At 40.7% G+C, this 22,423-nt stretch carries 19 protein-coding genes, 1 tRNA gene and 1 rRNA gene; 11 read left to right on the top strand and 10 right to left on the bottom strand.

Annotated features, from left to right (window positions below):
- The first annotated feature begins 42 nt into the window (after positions 1 to 42).
- Positions 43 to 158: ribosomal RNA gene (gene rrf, locus G399_RS0116150) — 5S ribosomal RNA — on the top strand.
- Positions 159 to 227: 69 nt separating this feature from the next.
- Here the strand turns inward: rrf and G399_RS0116155 are convergent.
- Positions 228 to 1,583, bottom strand: a complete 1,356-nt coding sequence (locus tag G399_RS0116155; RefSeq protein WP_006014683.1) for a pyridoxal phosphate-dependent decarboxylase family protein — start codon at positions 1,581 to 1,583, stop codon at positions 228 to 230.
- Between the two features lie 203 nt (positions 1,584 to 1,786).
- On the opposite strand from G399_RS0116155, the gene G399_RS0116160 reads away from it, so the two are divergent.
- The 3 genes from G399_RS0116160 to G399_RS0116170 all read left to right on the top strand — a co-directional run bounded on the left by G399_RS0116160 (position 1,787) and on the right by G399_RS0116170 (position 4,939).
- Positions 1,787 to 2,626, top strand: a complete 840-nt coding sequence (locus tag G399_RS0116160; protein WP_006014681.1) for a DUF2797 domain-containing protein — start codon at positions 1,787 to 1,789, stop codon at positions 2,624 to 2,626.
- A 556-nt stretch (positions 2,627 to 3,182) separates the two neighbouring features.
- A complete protein-coding gene (gene rimK, locus G399_RS0116165) occupies positions 3,183 to 4,088 on the top strand; it encodes a 30S ribosomal protein S6--L-glutamate ligase (RefSeq protein ID WP_006014679.1) in 906 nt (301 codons plus the stop codon).
- Positions 4,089 to 4,255: 167 nt separating this feature from the next.
- The gene (locus G399_RS0116170; protein ID WP_006014678.1) at positions 4,256 to 4,939 is read left to right on the top strand and encodes a VIT1/CCC1 transporter family protein; all 684 of its coding nucleotides are present in this window, start codon (positions 4,256 to 4,258) and stop codon (positions 4,937 to 4,939) included.
- 155 nt (positions 4,940 to 5,094) lie between these two features.
- On the opposite strand, the gene G399_RS0116175 is transcribed toward G399_RS0116170, so the two are convergent.
- Positions 5,095 to 5,181: transfer RNA gene (locus tag G399_RS0116175), tRNA-Leu, on the bottom strand.
- 201 nt (positions 5,182 to 5,382) lie between these two features.
- Between G399_RS0116175 and G399_RS0116185 the strand changes: the two genes are divergently transcribed.
- Entirely contained in the window at positions 5,383 to 5,925 is a 543-nt protein-coding gene (locus tag G399_RS0116185) for an RDD family protein (protein ID WP_006014675.1), read from the top strand.
- A gap of 8 nt (positions 5,926 to 5,933) precedes the next feature.
- On the opposite strand, the gene lptG is transcribed toward G399_RS0116185, so the two are convergent.
- Both lptG and lptF read right to left on the bottom strand, forming a co-directional pair.
- Positions 5,934 to 6,998 carry an LPS export ABC transporter permease LptG gene (gene lptG / locus G399_RS0116190; RefSeq protein ID WP_006014674.1) on the bottom strand — a complete coding sequence of 355 codons (1,065 nt, stop codon included), beginning with the start codon at positions 6,996 to 6,998 and terminating at the stop codon, positions 5,934 to 5,936.
- Complete coding sequence (lptF, locus tag G399_RS0116195; protein WP_026843812.1) at positions 6,982 to 8,094, bottom strand: LPS export ABC transporter permease LptF; 1,113 nt, start codon at positions 8,092 to 8,094, stop codon at positions 6,982 to 6,984. The genes lptG and lptF overlap by 17 nt, the downstream gene beginning before the upstream one ends.
- A gap of 227 nt (positions 8,095 to 8,321) precedes the next feature.
- Between lptF and pepA the strand changes: the two genes are divergently transcribed.
- The 4 genes from pepA (at position 8,322) to G399_RS0116220 (ending at position 15,442) form a co-directional block, all read left to right on the top strand.
- The gene (gene pepA, locus G399_RS0116200) at positions 8,322 to 9,827 is read left to right on the top strand and encodes a leucyl aminopeptidase (protein WP_006014672.1); all 1,506 of its coding nucleotides are present in this window, start codon (positions 8,322 to 8,324) and stop codon (positions 9,825 to 9,827) included.
- Between the two features lie 157 nt (positions 9,828 to 9,984).
- Complete coding sequence (locus G399_RS0116210) at positions 9,985 to 10,440, top strand: DNA polymerase III subunit chi (protein ID WP_006014670.1); 456 nt, start codon at positions 9,985 to 9,987, stop codon at positions 10,438 to 10,440.
- A complete protein-coding gene (locus tag G399_RS0116215) occupies positions 10,440 to 13,211 on the top strand; it encodes a valine--tRNA ligase (protein ID WP_006014669.1) in 2,772 nt (923 codons plus the stop codon). Before G399_RS0116210 ends, G399_RS0116215 begins: the two co-directional genes overlap by 1 nt.
- 44 nt (positions 13,212 to 13,255) lie before the next feature.
- Positions 13,256 to 15,442, top strand: a complete 2,187-nt coding sequence (locus G399_RS0116220) for a S9 family peptidase (RefSeq protein ID WP_006014668.1) — start codon at positions 13,256 to 13,258, stop codon at positions 15,440 to 15,442.
- Between the two features lie 148 nt (positions 15,443 to 15,590).
- Here G399_RS0116220 and G399_RS0116225 read toward each other — a convergent pair whose 3' ends face one another.
- The 4 genes from G399_RS0116225 to G399_RS0116240 form a co-directional block, all read right to left on the bottom strand.
- Positions 15,591 to 16,388, bottom strand: coding sequence for a choice-of-anchor H family protein (locus tag G399_RS0116225; RefSeq protein ID WP_006014666.1), 798 nt, complete (start codon positions 16,386 to 16,388; stop codon positions 15,591 to 15,593).
- Between the two features lie 128 nt (positions 16,389 to 16,516).
- Positions 16,517 to 16,918 carry a YkgJ family cysteine cluster protein gene (locus G399_RS0116230; RefSeq protein WP_006014664.1) on the bottom strand — a complete coding sequence of 134 codons (402 nt, stop codon included), beginning with the start codon at positions 16,916 to 16,918 and terminating at the stop codon, positions 16,517 to 16,519.
- Between the two features lie 78 nt (positions 16,919 to 16,996).
- On the bottom strand, positions 16,997 to 17,410 hold the full coding sequence (gene rraB / locus G399_RS0116235; protein ID WP_006014661.1) for a ribonuclease E inhibitor RraB: 414 nt from the start codon (positions 17,408 to 17,410) through the stop codon (positions 16,997 to 16,999).
- Positions 17,411 to 17,445: 35 nt separating this feature from the next.
- Positions 17,446 to 18,168: a 1-acylglycerol-3-phosphate O-acyltransferase gene (locus G399_RS0116240; protein ID WP_026843813.1), complete on the bottom strand. Its 723-nt coding sequence runs from the start codon at positions 18,166 to 18,168 to the stop codon at positions 17,446 to 17,448.
- Positions 18,169 to 18,309: 141 nt separating this feature from the next.
- On the opposite strand from G399_RS0116240, the gene G399_RS0116245 reads away from it, so the two are divergent.
- The gene (locus tag G399_RS0116245; protein ID WP_006014659.1) at positions 18,310 to 19,422 is read left to right on the top strand and encodes an HD domain-containing phosphohydrolase; all 1,113 of its coding nucleotides are present in this window, start codon (positions 18,310 to 18,312) and stop codon (positions 19,420 to 19,422) included.
- Positions 19,423 to 19,481: 59 nt separating this feature from the next.
- Here the strand turns inward: G399_RS0116245 and G399_RS0116250 are convergent, their stop codons facing one another.
- A complete protein-coding gene (locus G399_RS0116250) occupies positions 19,482 to 20,540 on the bottom strand; it encodes a D-2-hydroxyacid dehydrogenase (RefSeq protein WP_226989016.1) in 1,059 nt (352 codons plus the stop codon).
- Between G399_RS0116250 and G399_RS0116255 the strand changes: the two genes are divergently transcribed.
- Positions 20,527 to 20,964 carry an SRPBCC family protein gene (locus G399_RS0116255; protein WP_006014651.1) on the top strand — a complete coding sequence of 146 codons (438 nt, stop codon included), beginning with the start codon at positions 20,527 to 20,529 and terminating at the stop codon, positions 20,962 to 20,964. The two genes, G399_RS0116250 and G399_RS0116255, sit on opposite strands and share 14 nt — an antisense overlap.
- Here the strand turns inward: G399_RS0116255 and G399_RS0116260 are convergent.
- A complete protein-coding gene (locus G399_RS0116260) occupies positions 20,961 to 22,259 on the bottom strand; it encodes a peptidoglycan DD-metalloendopeptidase family protein (RefSeq protein WP_026843814.1) in 1,299 nt (432 codons plus the stop codon). The two genes, G399_RS0116255 and G399_RS0116260, sit on opposite strands and share 4 nt — an antisense overlap.
- Positions 22,260 to 22,423: the final 164 nt, after the last annotated feature.

Consider the following 22,423-nt stretch of genomic DNA (forward strand, 5'->3'; position numbering starts at 1 on the left):
GCGTTATCGCACAGAGCGCGATGATGTTGCACCCAGTTTATGCCTGACGGCAATAGCGATACGGTACCACCTGATCCCATTTCGAACTCAGAAGTGAAACGTATTAGCGGCAATGGTAGTGTGGGGTTTCCCCATGTGAGAGTAGCACACCGTCAGGCTCCCATTTAAGAGCCCGTCCCTGTGACGGGTTTTTTCTTTCTAGACGTTAAACTATTTAGCTATATAGTTTAACGCAGCGCTGTTTTAAAGGCTTCAACCGCTTTTGCTAAATCCTTCTCATTGGTTTGCCAAGAGCACACGCTCAATCTGATAATAAATTGTCCCTTCCAAGTGGCACTGCCACACCATATAACGCCACTGGTCTGTATACGTTTTAACACTTGCCTAGTTAGTTCTTCACTACCGGCATGAATAATCAGCTGATTAAAATGGATCTCATTTAAAACAACGTAACCAATAGCGTTCAAATGTTCTGCTAGGTACTTTGCACCTTCGTGTAGTTTATTCATTAAGGTAGCAATACCATTTTCACCCAGATGATGCATACATGCCCAAAGGTCGATACCCCGTGCACGACGTGACATATCAGGTGTGTACACCATATTGTCTCGTGTCTTACTATAATCAATGTAGCTTCCTTGCTGATGCAAAGCCTCAGTGATAGCATCTGGATGCTTACATAATATAACACCACAATCATACGGTGTATTTAGTGTTTTGTGTCCATCTACTGACCATGAGTCTGCTAATTCCATACCCACCGTTAGATGCTTTAATTGCGCAGACGCTGCAGCCCATAATCCAAAGGCCCCATCTATATGAGTCCAAGCGCCTGATTGATTGGCTATACTGCAAAGCGCACTAAAGTCATCAAACGATCCCGAGCAAACATTCCCAGCCTGTAAGATAAGAATACACGATCCATCGATTTCTGGTAGGCAGTCAACCATAATACGACCTTGGTCATCCGATGCAACAAGCTCTATAGACTGCGAACCAAAGCCTAACAGTCTAACCATCTTTGTCACTGTTCCGTGCGTCTGATCACCCATAATAATGCGCAATCTAGGCGCATCCGCCAGGCCTCTCTCATTGATATCCCAATTAAGTTTCTTATATTGATGGTTTCTGGCAGCAGCTAACCCGCAGAGTGTCGCAACAGAGGTTCCACCGACCAAACCCATTTTGCTGGAAGGGGGTAAATGTAGTAACTGTATAAGCCATTGTTGGCATACTTCTTCTAGCTTTGCTGCAATCGGGGACATCACGCTCAGTGCCGCATTTTGATCCCAAGTATCAGCTAACCAACGCGCCGCGATGCCGATAGGAAGAATACCGCCATTAACGAAACCAAAGTAGCGGCTTCCTCCATGCTTAACCGTAGTTTGTGAACCTATATCAGCTAATTTTTTAAGCGTCTCTAGTGGATTGTTTTGATCAGTTGGTAGCGCTTCATTAAACATTTGTAGTAATTTGAGTGCTTCATCCGATGGAAATACAGGCAGGTTATCGCAATTATCCAAGTATTGAATAGACTCAAACTTCGCGCTCTCTAACAATTGATTAAAGTGACTATTCGGCATATTTTGTCCATTAGGGTGTAAAGCATCGACAATAGCTAAACAAAAAACATCTTTAGCAAGTTAACATAAACGTGATACAACTCAATCTACTAACACCGTATTTCAAAATAAAACGTCATTTTACAAATAATCTTCGTGTCTTGTTTGTAAGCTAAACCAGATAACCTTATCATTGTGCTATCTATGTTTTGATTAAGAGTATTATGACCGTACTTTCCGGCAATATTAAAAAGATGTCCGTAGATGTAAACGCGGACAATTTAGCGCAGTATCAACTCAATGTTGGAGATACCGCGATTAACATGAATGACGTTATTGGAAAGCGTATTTCCGTTAACTATCAAGCAACAATTAATTGTGTTCATTGTGGTAGAAAAACTAAGAAAAGCTTCAATCAAGGTTACTGTTATCCTTGTTTAACTAAACTAGCACAATGCGATATCTGTATAATAAAGCCTGAAAAGTGTCACTATCATCAAGGAACCTGTCGAGAACCATCCTGGGGAGAGGCGAATTGTCTTCAATCACACTTTGTTTACCTTTCAAATACAGGGAACGCAAAAGTAGGTATAACTCGGTTTGTGACTGATGGTGTTTCATCTCGATGGATTGATCAAGGAGCGTCTCAAGCTATCCCAATTTTACGTGTTCAAAATAGATTAATGAGTGGTTTAGTCGAAATTGCGTTAAAGGCACAAATTGCGGATAAAACCAACTGGCGTAAAATGTTGCAAGGTGAGGCTGAGCCTATCGATTTGAAAGCCCTAAAAGACACCTTGCTAAAAAATGCAGCACCTCAACTTAACGAATTAAAAAATCAATTTGGCATTCAGTCGATAGCCGATATTGAGTCAGATATTATTAATATCAGGTATCCTGTTGATGTATATCCCACTAAAATAAAATCCATTAACTTAGATAAAGAGCTGGGTTTTGAAGGGCAACTGCAAGGGATTAAAGGTCAATATCTGTTACTCGATCAAGACCGAGTAATTAATATCAGAAAGTACTCTGGATATCATTTGGATATTGACATTCAATAGCAGCGGAAGCATTCACAATATTAACTGCCCCATGTTGTAGGGCAGTTGAAACGGCATTCCTTACTGACAATATCACTAATTGAGACGGAAATTGACATCATTACTCAATTTGCTAACCACGGTTCTATGTTAATTTGCCCACTGCTTGTATATCTCACTGATCGCTTATAATCTGGATCATCAAAGTACCCTATTGGTTTACTAATTAGCATTGGTGCATGTAATTCAGTTTCTTTGTTCCAAATAGCCCACCCATGAAGATTACGTCTAATCGCGATGAGGCTTCCATCAATGCGCCAAGATTTTGTTTTGCCAAGCGCAAATTCAAATTCGCTCTATCATTGCTTATTTGTTGTCATCATTCATGTTTTTCACAAAGTGTATTTGTAGTACCTAAAATGAACATGTTTTACACATTAGTTCGTCGTTTAAATTATATCGTATTTTAAAGGTCTTACTAACTCGAAATAGTTAAATATTATTTTGATTATTTCTTAATTATCTTATAATACAGTTTCGAAAAACTCTTAAAAGCTAATAAGTAAAGGTAATAAAGATGAAAATTGCTATTCTCTCTAGAAATAAAAAACTTTATTCAACTCGGCGTTTAAAAGAGGCCGGAGAGGCCAGGGGGCACGAAGTTGATGTTATAGACACTCTGCATTGTTATATGGACATCACCAGTAACCGCCCAGCTGTTAGAATGAAAGGGGTAGAATTGCCACAGTATGACGCTATTATCCCTCGCATTGGCGCTTCTGTTTCATTTTATGGCACCTCAGTTGTTAGACAGTTTGAAATGACAGGTAGTTATAGTATCAATGAATCTGTAGCAATTAGTCGTTCTCGAGATAAATTGCGCTCAATGCAATTACTCTCAAGAAAGGGTATTGGTTTACCAAGAACTGGTTTTGCAAACAGGCCAGATAATATTAAGGATTTAATCAAAAATGTTGGTGGCGCACCTTGTGTTATTAAGCTGCTTGAGGGTACTCAGGGAATAGGTGTTGTATTAGCAGAAACAACTAAAACCGCAGAGGCTATTGTGGAAGCATTTATGGGACTTAATGCAAACATTTTGATCCAAGAGTTTATAAAAGAAGCCGGCGGTGCCGACATTCGTTGTTTTGTGGTTGGCGATAAAGTGGTCGCCGCAATGAAGCGACAAGGGGCTGAAGGCGAATTCCGTTCAAATTTACATCGTGGAGGTTCAGCCGTTTTGGTCAAGCTTACCAAAGAAGAAAGAGCGACCGCCGTGGCTGCAGCAAATATTATGGGCTTAAACATGTGCGGTGTTGATTTACTACGTTCATCTAGAGGACCTGTGGTAATGGAGGTCAACTCGTCACCTGGCTTAGAAGGCATAGAAACGGTAACTAAGAAAGATGTGGCAGATTTAGTGTTTGATTTCATTGAAAAAAACGCAAAACCACATCGTACTCGAACACAAGGTAAAGGCTAGCATTGACAGGTATAGGTGTTGCTGCCTGATGGGCCATAATTAGCCCATCAGTGCAATCGAGTATTCAGCAACTTACTGCATTATTTATGCAGGGCCTGTTTTGAACGTTTATTTTATACGTTTATTTTATACGTTTATTTTATACAAATAGCTAGGAGTGAAACACAATGTTACACGAAGAGCAGCATCGTCAACACCGAGTGAGTTGGCTTAGAGCGTCGGTTTTGGGCGCTAATGACGGGATCATATCTACTTCTAGCCTCATTATAGGAGTTGTCGCAGCAAACCTAGCTTACGAGTCGATATTGGTCACTGCTCTTGCTGCGCTCGTTGCGGGTGCTATTTCTATGGCTGCTGGTGAATACGTCTCAGTTTGTGCGCAATCAGATACGGAAAAAAGCGATTTGTTGATTGAGGCTAATGCATTAAAGGATAATTACGAAGAAGAGGTAATTGAGTTAGCTGAAATATATCAAAAGCGCGGTCTGGCATATGAACTTTCTTTGCAAGTTGCACGACAGTTGATGGCTAAAGATGCGCTAGGGGCTCATGCAAGAGATGAAATCGGTATTGTGGACAATTCCAAAGCTCAACCCGTTTTAGCTGCGGTATCGTCCGCAATCAGTTTCACAGTCGGCGCTTTGCTTCCTCTATCTATCGTACTTTTCGCTAGTTATGAAAACATAGCAGCGATGGTAGTGCTAGTTACGTTGATTGCACTAGGAGCGCTTGGTGCAATATCTTCATTTTTAGGTGGTGCAAAACTTCATAAAGGTATATTAAGAGTGACTTTTTGGGGCGCTATAGCAATGATAGCAACCTTTTTACTGGGGAGTGGATTCAAAGCGTAGACTGAAAGCGCTTTAAGGCAAATTCAGTAATGTACTTAGCCAGCCTACATTCCATAATATTGGTTGTTAGCACTGTCGGTGCTCGCCTCGCTTTATCATCCAGTGTAACAATGTCCTGAAATAAAAAAACCTGTTGTAACGCAACAGGTTTTATTTGGTACCAGAGGCCGGACTTGAACCGGCACAGTATTACTACCGGCGGATTTTGAATCCGCTGCGTCTACCAATTTCGCCACTCTGGCACAGAGTGCCACTCGACATGTGTCAACTGGGGGAGCATTATATCTATCTAAGATCATGTATCAAGTCTTATTTTACCTATATGCACAAAAGATAAGCTGTTTAGCTAATAAAAATAGTTTTGCAGATGTTGTTGCGAGGCTAAACAGTGATAATATGCGTATGTTGGTTCTGTTAATTTCATTTGTTAGAGGCTGTAAACGTTGACACCAAGTAAATCCACATCAAAAAATGACCCAAAGGCACAAAAAACTGAAAAGTCGTATCAACGTGCAGGATTTTTTCGACGTTTAGCTGCCATGGTATACGATGGACTAGTCGCTGCAGCTGTGGGTATGTTATCAGGGTTAACTTTCCAAGTTTTGGTGCTTATTCTGTTTCAAACCCAAGTGCTTGAAAATCGTGGTTTTGAAAATTATATGGATTATTTTCAGTCCAACGATTTACTTAAGTTAACAGCTAATGTTTGGGTAGGGCTGTGGATTGGAGGTTTTTTTTTATGGTTCTGGAAAAATGGCGGACAAACATTAGGCATGCGTGCTTGGAGGCTCAAGATCTATAATTTAAAAGACCAAAAAAACATCAGTTATGCGCGACTTCTGCTTAGACTAATTACTGCTTTTTTAGGTCTAGGAACATTGTTGGTATTGTTAGATGTGAAGAACAAGCAATCACTCCAAGATAGAATTGCGCAAACCGAAGTCTTACATCTTTCCAAAGAAGCAAACGATCATAAAAGTTGGTAACGCTAATCTTATTGACGTCTTAATAACAATATAGCAATGCCCGCAAACACTGCACTAGGAAGCAATGCGCCAATAAATGCGGGTAATTGAAATACAAGGCTAACTTGGCCAAATACTTGGTTAGCAATGAAGAAGGAAAATCCAACCATGACACCCATAATTGTTCGTGCACCCATTGTTACGCTGCGTAAAGGGCCAAAAATAAATGACAGCGCCATTAGTAACATCACCGCCACTGAAATTGGTTGAGTTATTTTTCGCCAGAATGCTAATTCATAACGCGCTGAATCTTGTTCACTGTTGTTCAAATACTTTACGTAACCCACCAAACCTTGAATAGATAATGCTTCAGGCTTTATCGCTACAATGCCCAATTTATCAGGAGTTAATGTACTATCCCAAGACAAAGTGTTGGCTTCTGATTTATTTATTTTTGTTGGTGAAAACGTCAGTAAACTAACGTTCTGCAGCTCCCAACTTTCACCCTTGTAAAGTGCAGCATCGGCCGTTAAAACCGTCGTTAATTCAAGTTCGGGACTAAATTGATATACCGTAATGTCTCGCAGTGTTTCTTTTGAGAGCACTTCACCAATGCTGACAAAGTCACTACCATCTTTGGCCCAGAATAATTCGTCCGATAAAATCAGACTACCTCCTGACAATGCTTGTGTTCTAATTTCTTTTGCTTTTGCTTCGCTGCGAGGAGTCACCCATTCGCCTAACATCATTACTGCAATGATCAATATAATAAGTGACTTCATAGCAGAATTTATAATATTCCAGCGGCTTAAACCAGATGCTTGCATAACAACAAGCTCACTTTTTTGTGCTAATAACCCCATACCAATTAGGCCACCAAGAAGTGTTGCCATAGGCAGAAATTGTTCGATGTCTCGCGGTAAGCTCAAAAGCACGTACAAAGCAGCCAAGGTCATATCATAATCGCCTTGTCCTACACGACGCATTTGCTCAACAAATTTAATAAGCGCACTTAGTCCAACTAAAACTGAAAGTGTCACAGTTACCGTACCTAAAAGAGTACGTGCTATGTATAAATCAAGGAGACGAAACATCTTTTCTCCTTAAAAATAGTTGACGTAAAACCACACCTGTTTTGCGGTCTCGCGCGATTAAACCCACGCCAACCAGCAACATCACGCAATGCACCCACCATAAGCCCAATGCCGGCGGCAATTTCCCATCTTCTAAAACTTGGCGGCTAGCAAGTAGCAACAAAAAGTAACCGAGATATAACAGCAGAGCTGGAAACATTTTACCAAAACGGCCTTGTCTAGGGTCAACGGCACTCAGTGGAACTGCAATAAGCACTAAAAATGGTAACGAAAGGGGAATAGCAATCCGCCATTGCAGCTCTGCAATAGCTTCAATACTATCCAATTTCATGAGTTCTGAGGTGGGTAATGCGACTAGTTTACGACGTTTTTGTTCCTGATTTTTTGGCGCTATAGTCACTCGATACTCATCAAAATTTACGATCTGAAAAGCTTGGTCGGTGCTTGAACCTTCATATTGGTTACCATCAAATAACACTAGTTGCTGGTCACCTATTTCACTTGTTTCGATGGTGCCAGTTTTAGCATAAATAAGAAGCATTTTGTTATCGTCTCGACTGCGCTGCGACAAAAATATTTTTTGTAATTGCTTACTATCAGAATCAACATCATGAACGAATATGACTGCTTTATTATTTCCCGTTTGTTGAAAACGACCAGGCATTACAGAGGCAAGCCCAGATTTTGCGGTGGCTTGTTCTTGCAATTGATACTCTTTTTCTGCAGCAGCCGGAGCGAGGTAAAGTGTTACAACAGCGGTGACTAATGCCAAGATGACCGCAAATAGCAAAGTAACTCTGGTGATATACCACTCACTTACACCGCAAGCCTTTAGAACTGTCATCTCGCTGTCGACATACATGCGGCCATGTGCCAACATGACGCCTAGAAATAGGCTTATGGGCAGTACTAGTGAGGCTAAAATTGGGCTATAAAGTGTAATGAAACCAAGTACTAAATCGGCCGGAACATCACCGTCGGAAGCATCACCTAAAATTCGTGCAAATTTAAGTGTGATGAAAATTGCCATAAGTACTAAAAATACAGCCATTTGTGATTTGAATGTTTCGCGCAATAAATATCGGAAAATTAGCATTTTGTTACTGATGAAATCATAGGTTATAGTGGAAAGGTGCAGATATATCAGTAAACTGAGTGTTTCTAACTGTTTTAATGCACACAACATATATAAATCGCGTATAAGTTTAGCATAAAGAATTCTTTTGCTAACACAGATAAATATATTTTATTTCGCATGAACCTGAAAACAAAGCAATCTCGGTTTTAAGCAGACAAACTAAGCATAATCATTGAGGATATATCATGGAATTTAGCGTCAAGAGCGGTAGTCCAGAAAAGCAACGCAGTGCTTGCATAGTGGTTGGCGTATTCGAACCTCGTCGCCTTACCCATGTTGCGGAGCAGCTTGATCAAATAAGCGACGGTTATATTAGTAACTTACTTCGTCGCGGCGACCTCGAGGGGAAAGCCGGGCAAATGCTGTTGTTACATCATGTACCTAGTGTGTTAAGTGAGCGCATTCTTCTTGTTGGGTGTGGTAAAGAGCGGGAGCTAAACGAAAGACAATATAAACAAATTATTGCGAAAACAATTCAAACACTAAATGAAACGGGTTCAATGGAAGCGGTCTGTTTTTTAACAGAGCTGCATGTTAAAGGCAGAGACACTTATTGGAAGGTTCGCCAAGCAGTGGAAGCGGCTAATGATACCTTGTATACATTTTTACAACTAAAAACTAAAAAAGGGGAACCACGTCGTCCATTGCGCAAAATGGTGTTTAATGTTCCAACGCGCAAAGAATTAACATCAGGTGAACGTGCCATTGAACATGGTTCAGCTATTAGCAAAGGTGTTTTAGTTGCAAAAGATGTTAGTAACATGCCGCCGAATATTTGTAATCCCAAATATTTGAATGAGCAAGCAGCCTTGCTGGTAGAAGACTATGCGTCACTGAGCCTCGAAACAATAGGCGAAAAACAAATGGCTGAACTCAAAATGGACAGCTACTTGGCCGTTGGACGTGGCTCAGTTAACGAATCAATTATGAGTATTATTCATCATAAAGGCGCTGACGCTTCACAAGCACCGATTGTGTTGGTGGGTAAAGGACTAACCTTCGATTCTGGTGGTATTTCAATAAAACCAAGTGCCAACATGGATGAAATGAAATACGACATGTGTGGCGCAAGTTCAGTGCTAGGTGTCATGCATACAGTCGCCAAGTTGAATCTGCCTATTAATGTTATTGGCGTAATTGCTGGCTGTGAAAATATGCCAGATGCAAATGCATATCGCCCTGGTGATATCCTGACTACTATGTCGGGGCAAACGGTAGAAGTGCTCAATACTGACGCTGAAGGCAGATTAGTATTGTGCGATGCGCTTACCTATGTTGAGCGATATGAGCCTGAAGCAGTTATTGATATTGCGACATTAACTGGCGCGTGTGTAATTGCATTAGGTCCTCATGCAACTGCAGTGCTAAGTACTCATAACCCATTATCTCATGAATTGCTAAATGCATCTGAACAGTCCTCTGACAAGGCCTGGCGCTTGCCGCTTTGGGATGAATATCAAGAATTGATTGAAAGTCCATTTGCAGATATGGCGAATGTGGGCGGCAGACCAGCGGGGACAATTACAGCCGCGTGTTTTCTATCTCGATTTACCAAGAAGTACAACTGGGCTCATTTAGATATTGCAGGAACTGCTTGGGTAAGTGGTGCTCGTAAAGGCGCTACTGGAAGACCTGTGCCAATGCTTTCACAGTATTTATTTAACAAAGCAGGATTAGTGAGTGAAGATTAATGATTAATGTTTCTTGCAGTCAATTCCGCGGCCAAGCGCCTGTTCAATTGAGCAGGCAAACACGAAATAGCGATTTTGCTATGCAGTTTGCATTGCAACTAGTAAATCAAGAAGGGTCCAAAGCAGACTACCTTCTTTGTGATGGACGTGACAAAAAATGCCAATCGTGACTTTTTATCAATTGGACAACAATAGCCAAGACGCAAAGCAGGACATATTAAAAGCCTGCTCTTACTTACTATTAGAGACCGTAAAGAAACGCAAATGGGCAGCGGTATTGTGCATTGACAAGCAGCAGGCTGAGGGTGTCGACGAATTCGTTTGGCAACACCCAGTAGATAGTTTTATCCCACATAATTTAGTGGGCGAGGGTCCTAAACAAGGGACACCAGCTGAAATTACATGGTTAGGGCAAGCGTTAAATAGTCGTCATACGCTCATTAATTTATCGCAGACCATGATAGAAAATCATCGGCAATATCAACATATTATTGATTTTGTGCCTGTTGAAGAAACGCAAAAGCAGCAAGCACGAGAAAGATACAAGCAGTATAAATTAGCCGGTTGCAATATGCAGTTTACCCCGGCTAATCAAATAAACGAGAGTAATTAATGGATAAGACATTCGACCCCCGCAATATCGAAAAAGATTGCTATGCGAAGTGGGAGCAACAAGGCTATTTTAAAGCGTCTGGAGAAGGTCAACCGTATTGTATTTTATTGCCGCCACCAAACGTCACTGGAAGCTTGCATATGGGACACGCTTTTCAACAGACTATTATGGATGCTTTAGTCCGTTACAAACGTATGAAAGGCAATAATACGCTTTGGCAGTGCGGTACAGATCACGCCGGTATTGCAACCCAAATGGTGGTAGAACGTAAATTAAATGCGGAAGGCAAAACTCGTCACGATCTAGGTCGGGAAGGTTTTGTGAAAAAAATCTGGGACTGGAAAGAAGAGTCGGGCGGGACTATTACTCAGCAAATGCGTCGTTTAGGGACATCCCCGGATTGGGAACGTGAAGTTTTCACCATGGATGACAGTCTTTCTGATGCTGTACAAGAAGTCTTTATCAAATTGCATGAAGAAGGCTTAATTTACCGCGGTAAACGTCTCGTTAACTGGGATCCAGCATTACTCACTGCTGTTTCTGATTTAGAAGTTATTAGCGAAGAAGAAAATGGTTATATGTGGCATATGAGTTATCCATTAACCGATGGTTCGGGTCACTTAGTGGTAGCAACAACGCGCCCTGAAACTATGTTAGGCGATACAGCCGTTGCTGTTCACCCGGATGATGCGCGCTATGCTGAGTTTATTGGTAAGACCATTACCTTGCCATTAACGGGCAGAGAAATCCCTATTATTGCAGATGATTATGTTGATCAAGAGTTTGGTACAGGTTGCGTTAAAATAACCCCCGCACATGACTTCAACGACTATGAAATGGGCAAACGTCATAACCTTGATATTATCAATATATTGACTGACGAAGCCAAATTAAATGACGTCGTGCCATCTAAATACCAAGGCATGGATCGTTTTGATGCTCGTGCTGCGATTGTTGCTGATTTGCTAGAAGCCGAGGTGCTAATCAAAATTGATGAGCATAAACTCAAAGTTCCTAGAGGTGATAGATCCGGTGTTGTCATCGAACCCTATCTGACTAATCAGTGGTATGTGGCCGTTGAGTCACTTGCAAAACCGGCAATTGAAGCGGTAGAAAGTGGTGAAATTCGATTTGTACCGGAGAACTGGAACAAGACTTACTACCAATGGATGAATAATATTCAAGATTGGTGCATTTCACGCCAGTTGTGGTGGGGACATCGTATTCCAGCCTGGTTTGATGAAGATGGTAAAATTTTTGTTGGTCGCAATGAAGCGGAAATAAGAGAGAAAAACAACATCCCTGATGCAGTTAAATTGAGACAGGATGAAGACGTTTTAGACACTTGGTTCTCCTCTGCTTTATGGCCATTTGCAACCATGGGATGGCCAAAGCAAACGTCTGAATTAGACACTTTCGTACCCAGTTCTGTGCTTGTCACAGGCTTTGATATCATATTTTTCTGGGTTGCCAGAATGATCATGATGACGAAAAAATTCACTGGCAAAGTCCCATTTAAAGATATTTATATTACGGGCCTTATCCGTGATGAAAACGGCGATAAGATGTCAAAATCCAAAGGTAATGTGCTAGACCCAATTGATTTGATTGATGGCATTGACCTAGACTCTCTAATGGATAAACGCACCTCTGGCATGATGCAGCCAAAAATGGCGGCCAAAATAGGCAAAGCCACGCAAAAGGAATTTCCTGAGGGTATTAACGCTTACGGTACAGATGCATTGCGCTTTACGTTCGCGGCAATGGCGTCGACTAGTCGCGATATCAGCTTTGATATGGGACGTGTTGAAGGCTATCGCAACTTCTGCAACAAAATTTGGAATGCAACGCGTTTTGTCTTAATGAATACCGAAGAATTCGACACCGGCCGCGATGGCGGCGAAATGTCACTTAGTGTTTTTGATCGCTGGATTTGGTCACAATTTCAAGAAACACTAAAGGCGTATGAAGTTGCCATAGAGCAATATCGATTCGATATCGCGGCACAGCATTTGTATGAGTTTACTTGGAATCAATTCTGTGATTGGTATTTGGAATTATCTAAACCAGTATTAAATTCAGAGCAAAGCACCGAAGCTGAAAAGCGTGGCACAAGAAACACATTAATTAACGTGCTTGAGCACATGATGCGTTTATTGCATCCGTTTATGCCATTTATTACTGAAGAGATTTGGCTAAAAATTCAGCCGCTATCAAGCAATAAAACAACGGCAGAAAGTATCATGGTTGATGCTTTCCCTGAATTTGATGCAAGCAAACACGACCAAGCTGCAATCGATGATATTGAATGGGTTAAATCATTCATTGTAGGTATTCGAAATATCCGAGGCGAGATGGACATTCCACCATCAAAACCCTTACCAATTTTACTTAGGAACGTGAGTCAAAGCGATCAATCAAGATTGGATAAGAGCGGAAACTATTTAGCTAAACTGGCTAAGCTAGAGTCGGTAACACATTTAGCACTCGGGGAGAAAGCGCCGGCATCGGCAACTGCTTTAGTTGGTGAGATGGAAATTTTAATTCCTATGGCTGGCTTGATTGATAAAGAAGCCGAGCTCGCTAGGTTAAATAAGGCGGCAGAGAAGATTGAAAAAGACGCACTCCGCACAAAAGGTAAACTCAGCAATGAAAGTTTTGTGAGTAAAGCGCCTGCAGCGGTTATTGATAAAGAACGTGCAAAACTTGCTGATATGGAAATGCAATTGGGTAAAATTCAAGCGCAAAAAGCAGAAATCGACGCTATCTGAGGTTCGATTTCCTGCGACACGGAATACGACTAAAAGGAATAATTATGTCACGTCAATTTTTTGCGCCAGCGCTAGCTGTGTGCAGTCTTGCTATTTTAGCAGGCTGCTCACCATCACAAGAGTCTCAAATGCCAGAAAAGCCGATAGCTGAACAACAACGACTGAAACAACTGAGTATCCAAACACCACAAGCAAATAAAATACCATTTACGGCTCAGTTCCACGGTAAAACCATTACTGATCATTTTAACTGGTTAAAGGACGCCGGTTATCCTGAAGTTAATGAGCAGCCTATTATTGATTATTTGAATCAAGAAAATACCTACTTTAATACGTTTTTGGCGCCCCAAAAAGCCTTAGTAGATACCTTGTTTGAGGAATTTAAAGGTCGCACCAATGACACTGAAATTTCGGTGCCTTGGATTGAAAACGGCTATGATTATAGGTCCTACTATAAACTAGGTGAGGAATATCTTACTTTTAGCCGTCGCAAATTAGACAGTGATGAAGAACTTGTTTTTTTAAGTGTCACAGAGTTAGCCGAACCGTTTGACTATTTCACAATGGATGATTGGGAAATAAGTCCGAATAATCAATTTATTGCTTATTCTTACAATACTAACGGCGATGAGCGATATAGGATCGTAGTAAGAGATCTAAATACCGGCGAGATGCTTTCAGATGAACTTAACGACACCAGCGGTGACATTGTATTTAGTGCTGACAGCCGCTCTATTGTTTATGCTGCATTGGCAACCGATCGTTGGTATACAGAGAGCGTCAAGGTACATAAGCTAGGCAGTGAACAAGTAAATGACAAAGTCATATTTGCAGAAAGCGATGATAGCTTTTTTCTTAGTTTTGGTCTTACTAGCAGCAAGGAATATCTTGTTATTAGCAGTGGTCAAAGTGAAACTTCTGAAACCTATGTAATACCAGCCTCTGACTTTGCTGCAACACCTATTCAGTTAGTCTCCAGAGAGCAGCGTTTTCTTAACAATATTGATCATGCTAATGGTTACTTTTATATCGTTGCTAATGATACCCATACAAACTCAAGGTTAGTCAAAGTATCGGATAAATACCCTAGCTATGATAACTGGGAGACAGTGATTGTGGGTTCAGATGAACGCTATCTCATGGACATGCAAAATTTCCAAAATTTCATGGTCGTCACATCAAGAGAAAATGGTATTGAACGTTTTACAGTCTATGATTATGCTGGCAATAACCATGATGTCACATTTCCTGAGTCCGTATTCTCTGTATACAACGGTAATAATCCAGAGTTCAAGCAAGACTTCGTGCGCATCAATTACACTTCTATGATAACCCCAAGTACGGTTTTTGACTATAAAGTCGGTAGCACAGCATTAACCACTAGAAAAGTTCAAGAAATTCCATCAGGTTATGACAAGTCACAATATGTTACTGAACGCATTATGGCGCCTGCTCGCGATGGTGTAATGGTGCCAGTAACGTTGGTGTATAAAAAAGGCTTTAAGAAAGACACCAGTCAACCAATGTATTTATATGGTTATGGTGCATATGGAAGTACAGTAAGTCCGAGCTTTTCAACCACTCGCCTGAGTATTCTCGATAGAGGCTTTTCGTATGCAATTGCGCATGTTCGTGGCAGTGATATGTTGGGTCACCAATGGTATCTAGACGGTAAGTTAGAGAAACGCATGAATACCTTCAACGATTTTGTCGATGTTGCTCGCCACCTTGTTGCTGAAAAATATGTAGCACAGGGTAATATCAGCATATCTGGTCGTAGTGCCGGTGGTGAATTGATGGGTGCAGCAACGATACAAGCGCCTGAATTGTGGCGTTCAGTAACCTTAGGTGTGCCTTTTGTGGATGTCTTAAATACCATGCTTGATGCCAACTTACCGCTAACACCACCGGAATGGAGTGAATGGGGGAATCCAATTGAAGACCCAGTCGCCTTTGATTACATTCAAAGTTATTCTCCATACGACAACATTGTTGCAAGAGAATACCCGCCAATGTTGGTGACGGGCGGTATAAATGACCCGCGAGTAACGTATTGGGAGCCAGCAAAGTGGACGGCTAGAATGCGTGAACTTAAAACCGATGACAACTTGTTAATCATGCGCATTAACATGGGGGCAGGTCACTTTTCAAATAGTGGTCGATATGGCCGTTTACGTGATTATGCTGAAGAGTATGTGTTTATGTTAGCTTCTCACGGGATAACAGAGTAGCGAGCAAATAGCGGTATAACCATTACAAATGATACCAAGTAAAAGCGCCTTACTGGTAAGTAAGCGCGCTTTTTATTTGTTTGTTAATCTAGTCGTAGACCTTATTATCTAAAAAGTCTTAAAGATAGAAAGTTACTGATCAATAAAATTAAACGTTTAATCGTCTGCAAGCGAGCAAATATAATCCGGCAATTAAGCCAATACCTAGCGCACCACCATGCTCTATAACCACAACTTCAACGGTCTCTACGTATTCATAATTTTCACTTTCTAAGCTAAGAATAGCTAAATCAGCGTCATCAGTACCATCAGCTACGGCAACGACTTCGTCAGTCTCAGCATCATAGATCATCACCATCAGTTCATAGTCATTACTTGGAAAGCCAGTGACTAATTGGTTTTCAATAATAATAGCGTCTTGAGTATTGTCGCCATTGATATTATAAACCTCAGTGGTATAAAACGGCGTAAATACGTCAGACGTTGAGGTATAAATTACGGCGTAAATAGGCGCTGATAAATACACTGTGTCAACATCGAATTCGAGTGTAAAAGATGAATAGTAACCATCATAGTCAAGATCTGCAGTAAACGTGACGAAGCTATCGTATATCCAAAAATCAGGATCATCATTACTGCGAGCAGACTCTCTTAGCAAGGGGGTCTTTTTAGAAAGCGTTAACTGTGTGGAGGCAGTTGAATTAGCAACAAGTGGTGTGGCATCTTTTAACTGTTTCTTAACTTTTAAATTAGAACCGTCTTCTCGCACCATGTTGGGCTGATATTCGATTCCTTTAACCACGACATCTTGCGATGTCTTGTCGTCTAGTGATGTTTTATTGTTTGCTAATGTAGATGCTGAGACACAGCCCAAAGCGAAAATGGAGGCGAATACTATTGCTTTAGGAGTAGTTGCAAGAAGAAATTTATTTTTAGATGCTTTCATTAGGTATCACCTTAAGTTTAATGCTTAAGACGTATTATGCTCTTAGCAACCTGAACCTAATCTGAAATTAAAATGAACGGCAGCTGACTGAACTAGTGTAACTTTGGCTTAGTAACGGTAATAAAACGCTATGAATTTTCAGAAGGGCGACTGTCTTGCATCAATAAATCTAACTTGCCTTGAGCTCGTTTATGATCACTTAAATCGACAACCTCGATCATTTCGCACTCGTCTCTAATCATTTCAGCAATGCGACTCGGGTAGTGGCGACAATCTTCGGGGCGGTCTAGGTATATGCTGCAAATATACTTTGTTTGTGCAAGAGGACTTTTAGTCGGCTCAATCTCGAGAAACGGACATGTTGTTAAGCGCAAGCCAGATTCAGGGTCGAACCAAATTTCGTTATTTTTAACAAATTCGAAAATCTCTGGATTAAATAACTCCCAAAGATCAATTTCCTCGGTTGTAGCAGAAAGGGCGCCATCACCATATTTGATACAGCATTTCCCACATTGGTTACACTCTCTCATTCTATCTAGTGCCCTTATGTAAATGTATTCGTCGACTCACTTTTTGGTGCGACAAAAACTAGCGGATCATTTTCGATCTCAATCGTCATCGTCATATTCATAGTTACTATCATCGTCGATTTCGTCTCGCTCAATGGCACCTTCGCCAATAAAATAAGTACCCCAGCCGTCATAATAGACCTTGTGCTTGTCGGCAATCGCGATAAGTTTATCTGAGTCGGCATTAAATACATCGACATCCAGCTTTTTTTCTACAATAGCGTCGAAGCAGAAAACAGTGTCGCCATCGTCCAGAATAAGCTCTTCTGCATCTGTCACTTCAAAACCTGCTTTGAAAGCATCCACGGCGGCTTTTTCAAGCGCATCAAAGTCACTACAAGCCAAATGATGCTCAATGGTGTGTGGCAGATCCATATCGCTTCCATCGTCTATCAACGCTTCTATTGTTTCTTTATTAAATTCGTACCATTCATTGGCGTCATGCTGACTCATACTAACCTCATCTTGTAAATCTAGGTCAATTGACCTTATGCGTTATCTAGTTTTTCAGCGTCTACGTTTAGCTGATCAATTTTTGTAGACATGATGGAATGAAAATAAACGGCCAGTTCTCGGGCACTCAGTCCTTCTGGTAACTCAACAGGATCCATTACTTCGACAATGACAGTGCCATTATTCCAACGATTTAACTTTACTTTTTTATGCATTTCACTTGCGCATACCGGCACAATTGATTTTTGAGCCTCTAGCGCTAACCTGAATGCACCTGTTTTAAATTTCAATAATCCGCGTCCATAACTGCGAGTACCTTCAGGAAAGAACCAAATACTCAGTTTCTTTCTATTCATTTTATCGAGGGTTTGGTTCAGTGTATTCCTAGCACTTCCTGTATTTTTGCGATCAATCATGATATTCGCAGAAAGCCAGTAAATAACACCAAAAATGGGGATCCATTTTATACTCTTTTTACCCACTGTGACCACACCAGGCAATGCACCTTTGCTGATGGTTAAAATGTCATAACTGTTTTGATGATTAGCAAGAAACACATAGTTTTTATCAGTATCTACATTGCTTGACACCCGTAAATCTATTTTTAAGCCAAGAATTCGAGTCATAGTTGAGTAGAATTGGCCAGCTAAATACACGTTATTTCTATGGAAAGGACGCGTTATGTAAATTAAGAAGAGTACGGTGTTAACCCCGATAAAATAAAAAAACAGCGCTATGATTCGAATAATAGCTAGCACAGACATTCCAAAAAGCTTCAATTGTCGCAATTATACGGAGATTTTTACTTGAAGATACCTTATCAGTCGATTTAATGCATGAATTTTGCATCAGTGCCGATATACTACATCTCTGTACTTAATTTTAGTAAGCGAGCACTTATGCCGATCTTTAAGCATGAAGAATTAGAAGACGACATTCTTCACGACTTAATTGAAGAAATTAATGAATTATACGAGGCGAGTGAGCAAACACTAATAGAGTTAGAGCTCACACCTAAAGATAATGAGTTACAACGCGCTTTGTTTCGCTCAGTGCATACGATTAAGGGTGATTTAGGCCTAGTTGCATTTACACCGATGATCAATGTGTTGCAACACCTCGAAGACTTACTTGATTTGCTTCGAAAAGGCCAAATTGATTACACCAGCAACATGAGTGACCTTGTGCTTTTGCTCATGGACAAAGTAAAAGTGTTTGTTGAAAGTTGCGTGAAATCCGGTCAGGCAGAATATGACAGTGAGCTAAATGATGCCGTTATTGAAATTATATTAGCAATAGATTCGACAAATCAGCCTCGCCATGAAGGCTTACTTGCCAAAGCGGTTAACCTCATTGAACCGTCTCGACAACTACACCAAGAAGATGCACCTGCGCAAAATATTGTTAACCTAGCGCGCAGCGGGATCCCGAAAAATTTGAGCTCAGAACAGGAAGTCGATTTACTTTTTTTTAGAGAATTGATGAAGCCAATTGAAAAGCGTGCAGGGTATGCCGAAGGGCGAGGCGATCGAATTGCCAAACTGGCTTTCTATATTAACGCATTAAATGATAAACCCATCGATCAAGCGCAGTTAGCGGTAGCCTGTTACGTACATGATTTTGGTATCTCTTTTATGCCAGCAGAGGTTGTAAATAAAGAGACTGCTCTAACTAGTTTAGAGCAAAACTTATTACGCTCTCATGTCTATAAAAGCGCGCGTTTGCTGGAAAACCTGAGTCTATGGGATGAAGCTAGAAAAATGGTGATGCAACATCATGAGCTTGTCGATGGCAGCGGATACCCAATGGGACTCAAAAATGAAGACATCTGTGATGGCGCGAAGTTACTTGCCATCCTAGATAAATATGATGGTCTGATAAACCCCAAAGAGCAGCAAAGAAAATCAAAGAAAGATGCGGTCATTACTATTAATAAAGAATATAAAGGTAAACTCAGCGGTCATTGGTTACGCTTATTCAACCTCGGAATGACGAGGCTGCTGAAGGACTAACGTAAGCTAAAAAAACTGCTTAATTGATACAGATTAAACAAGCTAAAAACGTAGGTTATTCAATAACCTTGTTCGAAATTTATGCATGAATCAAGAGGCAAGCCTTGTAATTTTTTACGCAAATTATTTTTGAATACCTCAAAGACTAATTCATGTTGACTTGTCGCTGCCGTGTGATTCGTCATTAGTAAATTAGGTGTATTCCAAAAGGGATGTTCAGCGGGCAGTGGTTCTGTTTTAAATACATCGATAACAGCGCCTCGTATGCTGCGGCTATTTAAGGCATTGACCAAGTCGTTATCGTTGTTTATGACATTGGCTCGCCCAGCGTTAATAAAAATCGCATGTGACCGCATGGTTTCAAAAAATGTTACATCACAAATACCGGTTGTTTGGTTTGTATGTGGTAATAAATTGACAATGACATCGACTTTACTCGCAAATTCATACAATTGAGCCAAATTAAAGTGTTGGTCAGCCTCGGCCGGTTTGCTCGTTGCATTTAAGCTGTAGACTTTCATACCAAATGCCTTAGCAGCGATGGCTACGTCTTTGCCAATGCTGCCTAAACCCATGATCCCCATCGTTTGATTTTGTAGTGTTGGAATACGATATTGCTGCCATTGGCACTGTTGTTGATTGGTAATTAACTCAGGAATGTGACGCTGAAAATACAATAAATAAGCAATCACATATTCGCGCATTTGAGCGCCAAACACATTTTTTAAACCCGTCAGCTGATAGTCTCTTTTAGACTTGTTTACGAGAGTGTTAACGCCGGCCCAAGTTGATTGCAGCCAAGTAAGATTAGGGCATTCATTAATGTATCTCGACATGATATTTGGGTTTGCTAAGGCATATTCGATGTCTCTTAGCGGAGCACCATTGGCATGTTCATTTGCCCAAATGAGCTCAACATCATGCAGTTCACCAGATAACTGTAAGTCATCCAGTGCGCTCTTATAGGCAGAGTAGTCGCGGCTAATAATAGCTATCTTAGGCATCCAAAATAATCCAAATTTGATGAAATTCACATTGAAGAAAATGGCAATGATGCCGATAACTTTTATATCACAGCGAAGAATAATAAGCGAAGTAGATTCTATGTATGATTTCACTATTAACGGTACACTTAACGCAGGACTTGACGATGTGTATACTGCTTTTCATGATCCAAATGTACTAGTGCGTTGGTTTGCACCTGGCAACATGATGGTGTCTCAGTTTATGTCTAACTTTACTGAAGGGGGGAATTATCGATTGATACTGCAATCACCTGACGGTTTTCAACAGACAATTGTGGGCATCTATAAAACCATTAACGTTAATCAAAGTTTGTGTTTCACTTGGCGCTGGGAAGACACAAACGACATTACTCAAGTGAATATCGAATTTAACTGTGATAACCCAACGACCACTTCAATCAAACTCTCTCAAAGTGGCTTTAAGCGTGAAGAAGACATGTTACATCAACAATATGGGTGGATAGCTTCACTTGAAAAGCTAAGCCTAGTCACACGTGCTCAAGCGATGGTTGCTTAGTTCATCGCCAACATAATACGTTTATTGTTATTAAGTTGCCTCATGCGTTTTTGCGCAATTAATTTAAACTCTTTGGCATGTTCTTTATCTATTGGGTTTGCTTCGGGCAACGACACTGTTCTGGGGTTTCTGTGCACACCATTAACAAGAAACTCATAATGCAGGTGTGGACCAGAAGCCAAGCCAGTGGAGCCTAAATAACCTATGGTTTGTCCTTGCTTGACGATTTCACCGCGCTTCACTGCACGCTTAGTAAAATGCAAATATTTGGTTGTATATTTTTCGCCGTGCTGAATAAAAACATGATGACCGTTGTACTTGTCGTAAGCTGACTTGATAACTTTTCCGTCACCTGCAGCCATTACTGGCGTACCTACTTTACCTGCGTAATCGACGCCACGATGCGCCTTCCATCTTTTTTGCACAGGGTGAAAACGACGTTTTTTAAAGCTTGAGCTAATGTATTTGAAAGAAACCGGGGCACGTAAAAAACTTTTGCGCATACTTCTACCATCTGGCGTGTAAAAGTTGCCGTCGTCGTATTTTACAGCTTGAAAAACTTCACCTTGGTTGTTAAATTCGGCCGCGACAATATCACCGAAACCTATAAATTCACCATCGATATACTGTTTCTCAAAAACAACATTGAAGGTATCGCCTTCACGTATTTCTTGTGCGAAATCGATATCCCAGCCAAAAATACCGGCTAGACGCATTATTTGATTATCGGTTAAGCCTGATTCAGTGCCCGCATTCCAAAAACTACTACGGATTTCGCCTTGTGCAAAGCTCAACAATGTTGCAACTTGTTTAATCGACACGTCGCTAACAAACTTACCATCCGTACTTTTTTCGATGGCTAAGGTTTCGGTTTTAGAAAGCGGATAACGCAATGATACAAATTGCTTAGCGTCGTCAACATGTATGTATACGATATCGCCGGGTTTTATTTTAATTAAATTTTTAGCTAAGTCGCCAGCACTGCTAACATCATAAGTATCGCGGGCTGTTAACCCAATATGTGAAAATATTTTGGCTAATGTATCGCCACTTTCTACTTTATAGGTTAGCCAATTATCTATATCGTCTTCTATTGCTGGGCTAGCAGAACCTGCGATTAGTAAGGGAAGATGTAACTCGTATTTAATACCCGGAAATAATTGTTTGACCTCAATATTCTTTGAGGCTTTGACTGAATCAAATGGGAATAAAATCAAACACACCAAGACTAACGCGACGCACGCAAGTGTCCATCGATGTGGTTTTGGCAGTTGTTTTATTGTATTCGTAATCATACGACCGTAAAATGCATAGTTATTAAAACAATAGAGTATAATGATTTCGGGTTCGAATCCAGCGTAAAGGTTCAATTTAACCGTTGTTGTTATACAAATAGCGAAGGTATTTTCCCTATTGGTGAAATACTCCAACTAAAATCTAATAAATTGAGTGAGTTATA

The organism is Brumicola pallidula DSM 14239 = ACAM 615 (assembly GCF_000428905.1).
Classification (GTDB): Bacteria; Pseudomonadota; Gammaproteobacteria; order Enterobacterales; family Alteromonadaceae; genus Glaciecola; species Glaciecola pallidula.

What these genes read in the sequence shown, in the direction of transcription:
- G399_RS0116155 (WP_006014683.1), bottom strand. Translation starts at nt 1,583, where the DNA reads ATGCCGAATAGTCACTTTAATCAATTGTTAGAGAGCGCGAAGTTTGAG.
- G399_RS0116160 (WP_006014681.1), top strand. Translation starts at nt 1,787, where the DNA reads ATGACCGTACTTTCCGGCAATATTAAAAAGATGTCCGTAGATGTAAAC.
- rimK (WP_006014679.1), top strand. Translation starts at nt 3,183, where the DNA reads ATGAAAATTGCTATTCTCTCTAGAAATAAAAAACTTTATTCAACTCGG.
- G399_RS0116170 (WP_006014678.1), top strand. Translation starts at nt 4,256, where the DNA reads ATGTTACACGAAGAGCAGCATCGTCAACACCGAGTGAGTTGGCTTAGA.
- lptG (WP_006014674.1), bottom strand. Translation starts at nt 6,998, where the DNA reads ATGTTTCGTCTCCTTGATTTATACATAGCACGTACTCTTTTAGGTACG.
- lptF (WP_026843812.1), bottom strand. Translation starts at nt 8,094, where the DNA reads ATGCTAATTTTCCGATATTTATTGCGCGAAACATTCAAATCACAAATG.
- pepA (WP_006014672.1), top strand. Translation starts at nt 8,322, where the DNA reads ATGGAATTTAGCGTCAAGAGCGGTAGTCCAGAAAAGCAACGCAGTGCT.
- G399_RS0116210 (WP_006014670.1), top strand. Translation starts at nt 9,985, where the DNA reads ATGCCAATCGTGACTTTTTATCAATTGGACAACAATAGCCAAGACGCA.
- G399_RS0116215 (WP_006014669.1), top strand. Translation starts at nt 10,440, where the DNA reads ATGGATAAGACATTCGACCCCCGCAATATCGAAAAAGATTGCTATGCG.
- G399_RS0116220 (WP_006014668.1), top strand. Translation starts at nt 13,256, where the DNA reads ATGTCACGTCAATTTTTTGCGCCAGCGCTAGCTGTGTGCAGTCTTGCT.
- G399_RS0116225 (WP_006014666.1), bottom strand. Translation starts at nt 16,388, where the DNA reads ATGAAAGCATCTAAAAATAAATTTCTTCTTGCAACTACTCCTAAAGCA.
- G399_RS0116230 (WP_006014664.1), bottom strand. Translation starts at nt 16,918, where the DNA reads ATGAGAGAGTGTAACCAATGTGGGAAATGCTGTATCAAATATGGTGAT.
- rraB (WP_006014661.1), bottom strand. Translation starts at nt 17,410, where the DNA reads ATGAGTCAGCATGACGCCAATGAATGGTACGAATTTAATAAAGAAACA.
- G399_RS0116245 (WP_006014659.1), top strand. Translation starts at nt 18,310, where the DNA reads ATGCCGATCTTTAAGCATGAAGAATTAGAAGACGACATTCTTCACGAC.
- G399_RS0116255 (WP_006014651.1), top strand. Translation starts at nt 20,527, where the DNA reads ATGTATGATTTCACTATTAACGGTACACTTAACGCAGGACTTGACGAT.
- G399_RS0116260 (WP_026843814.1), bottom strand. Translation starts at nt 22,259, where the DNA reads ATGATTACGAATACAATAAAACAACTGCCAAAACCACATCGATGGACA.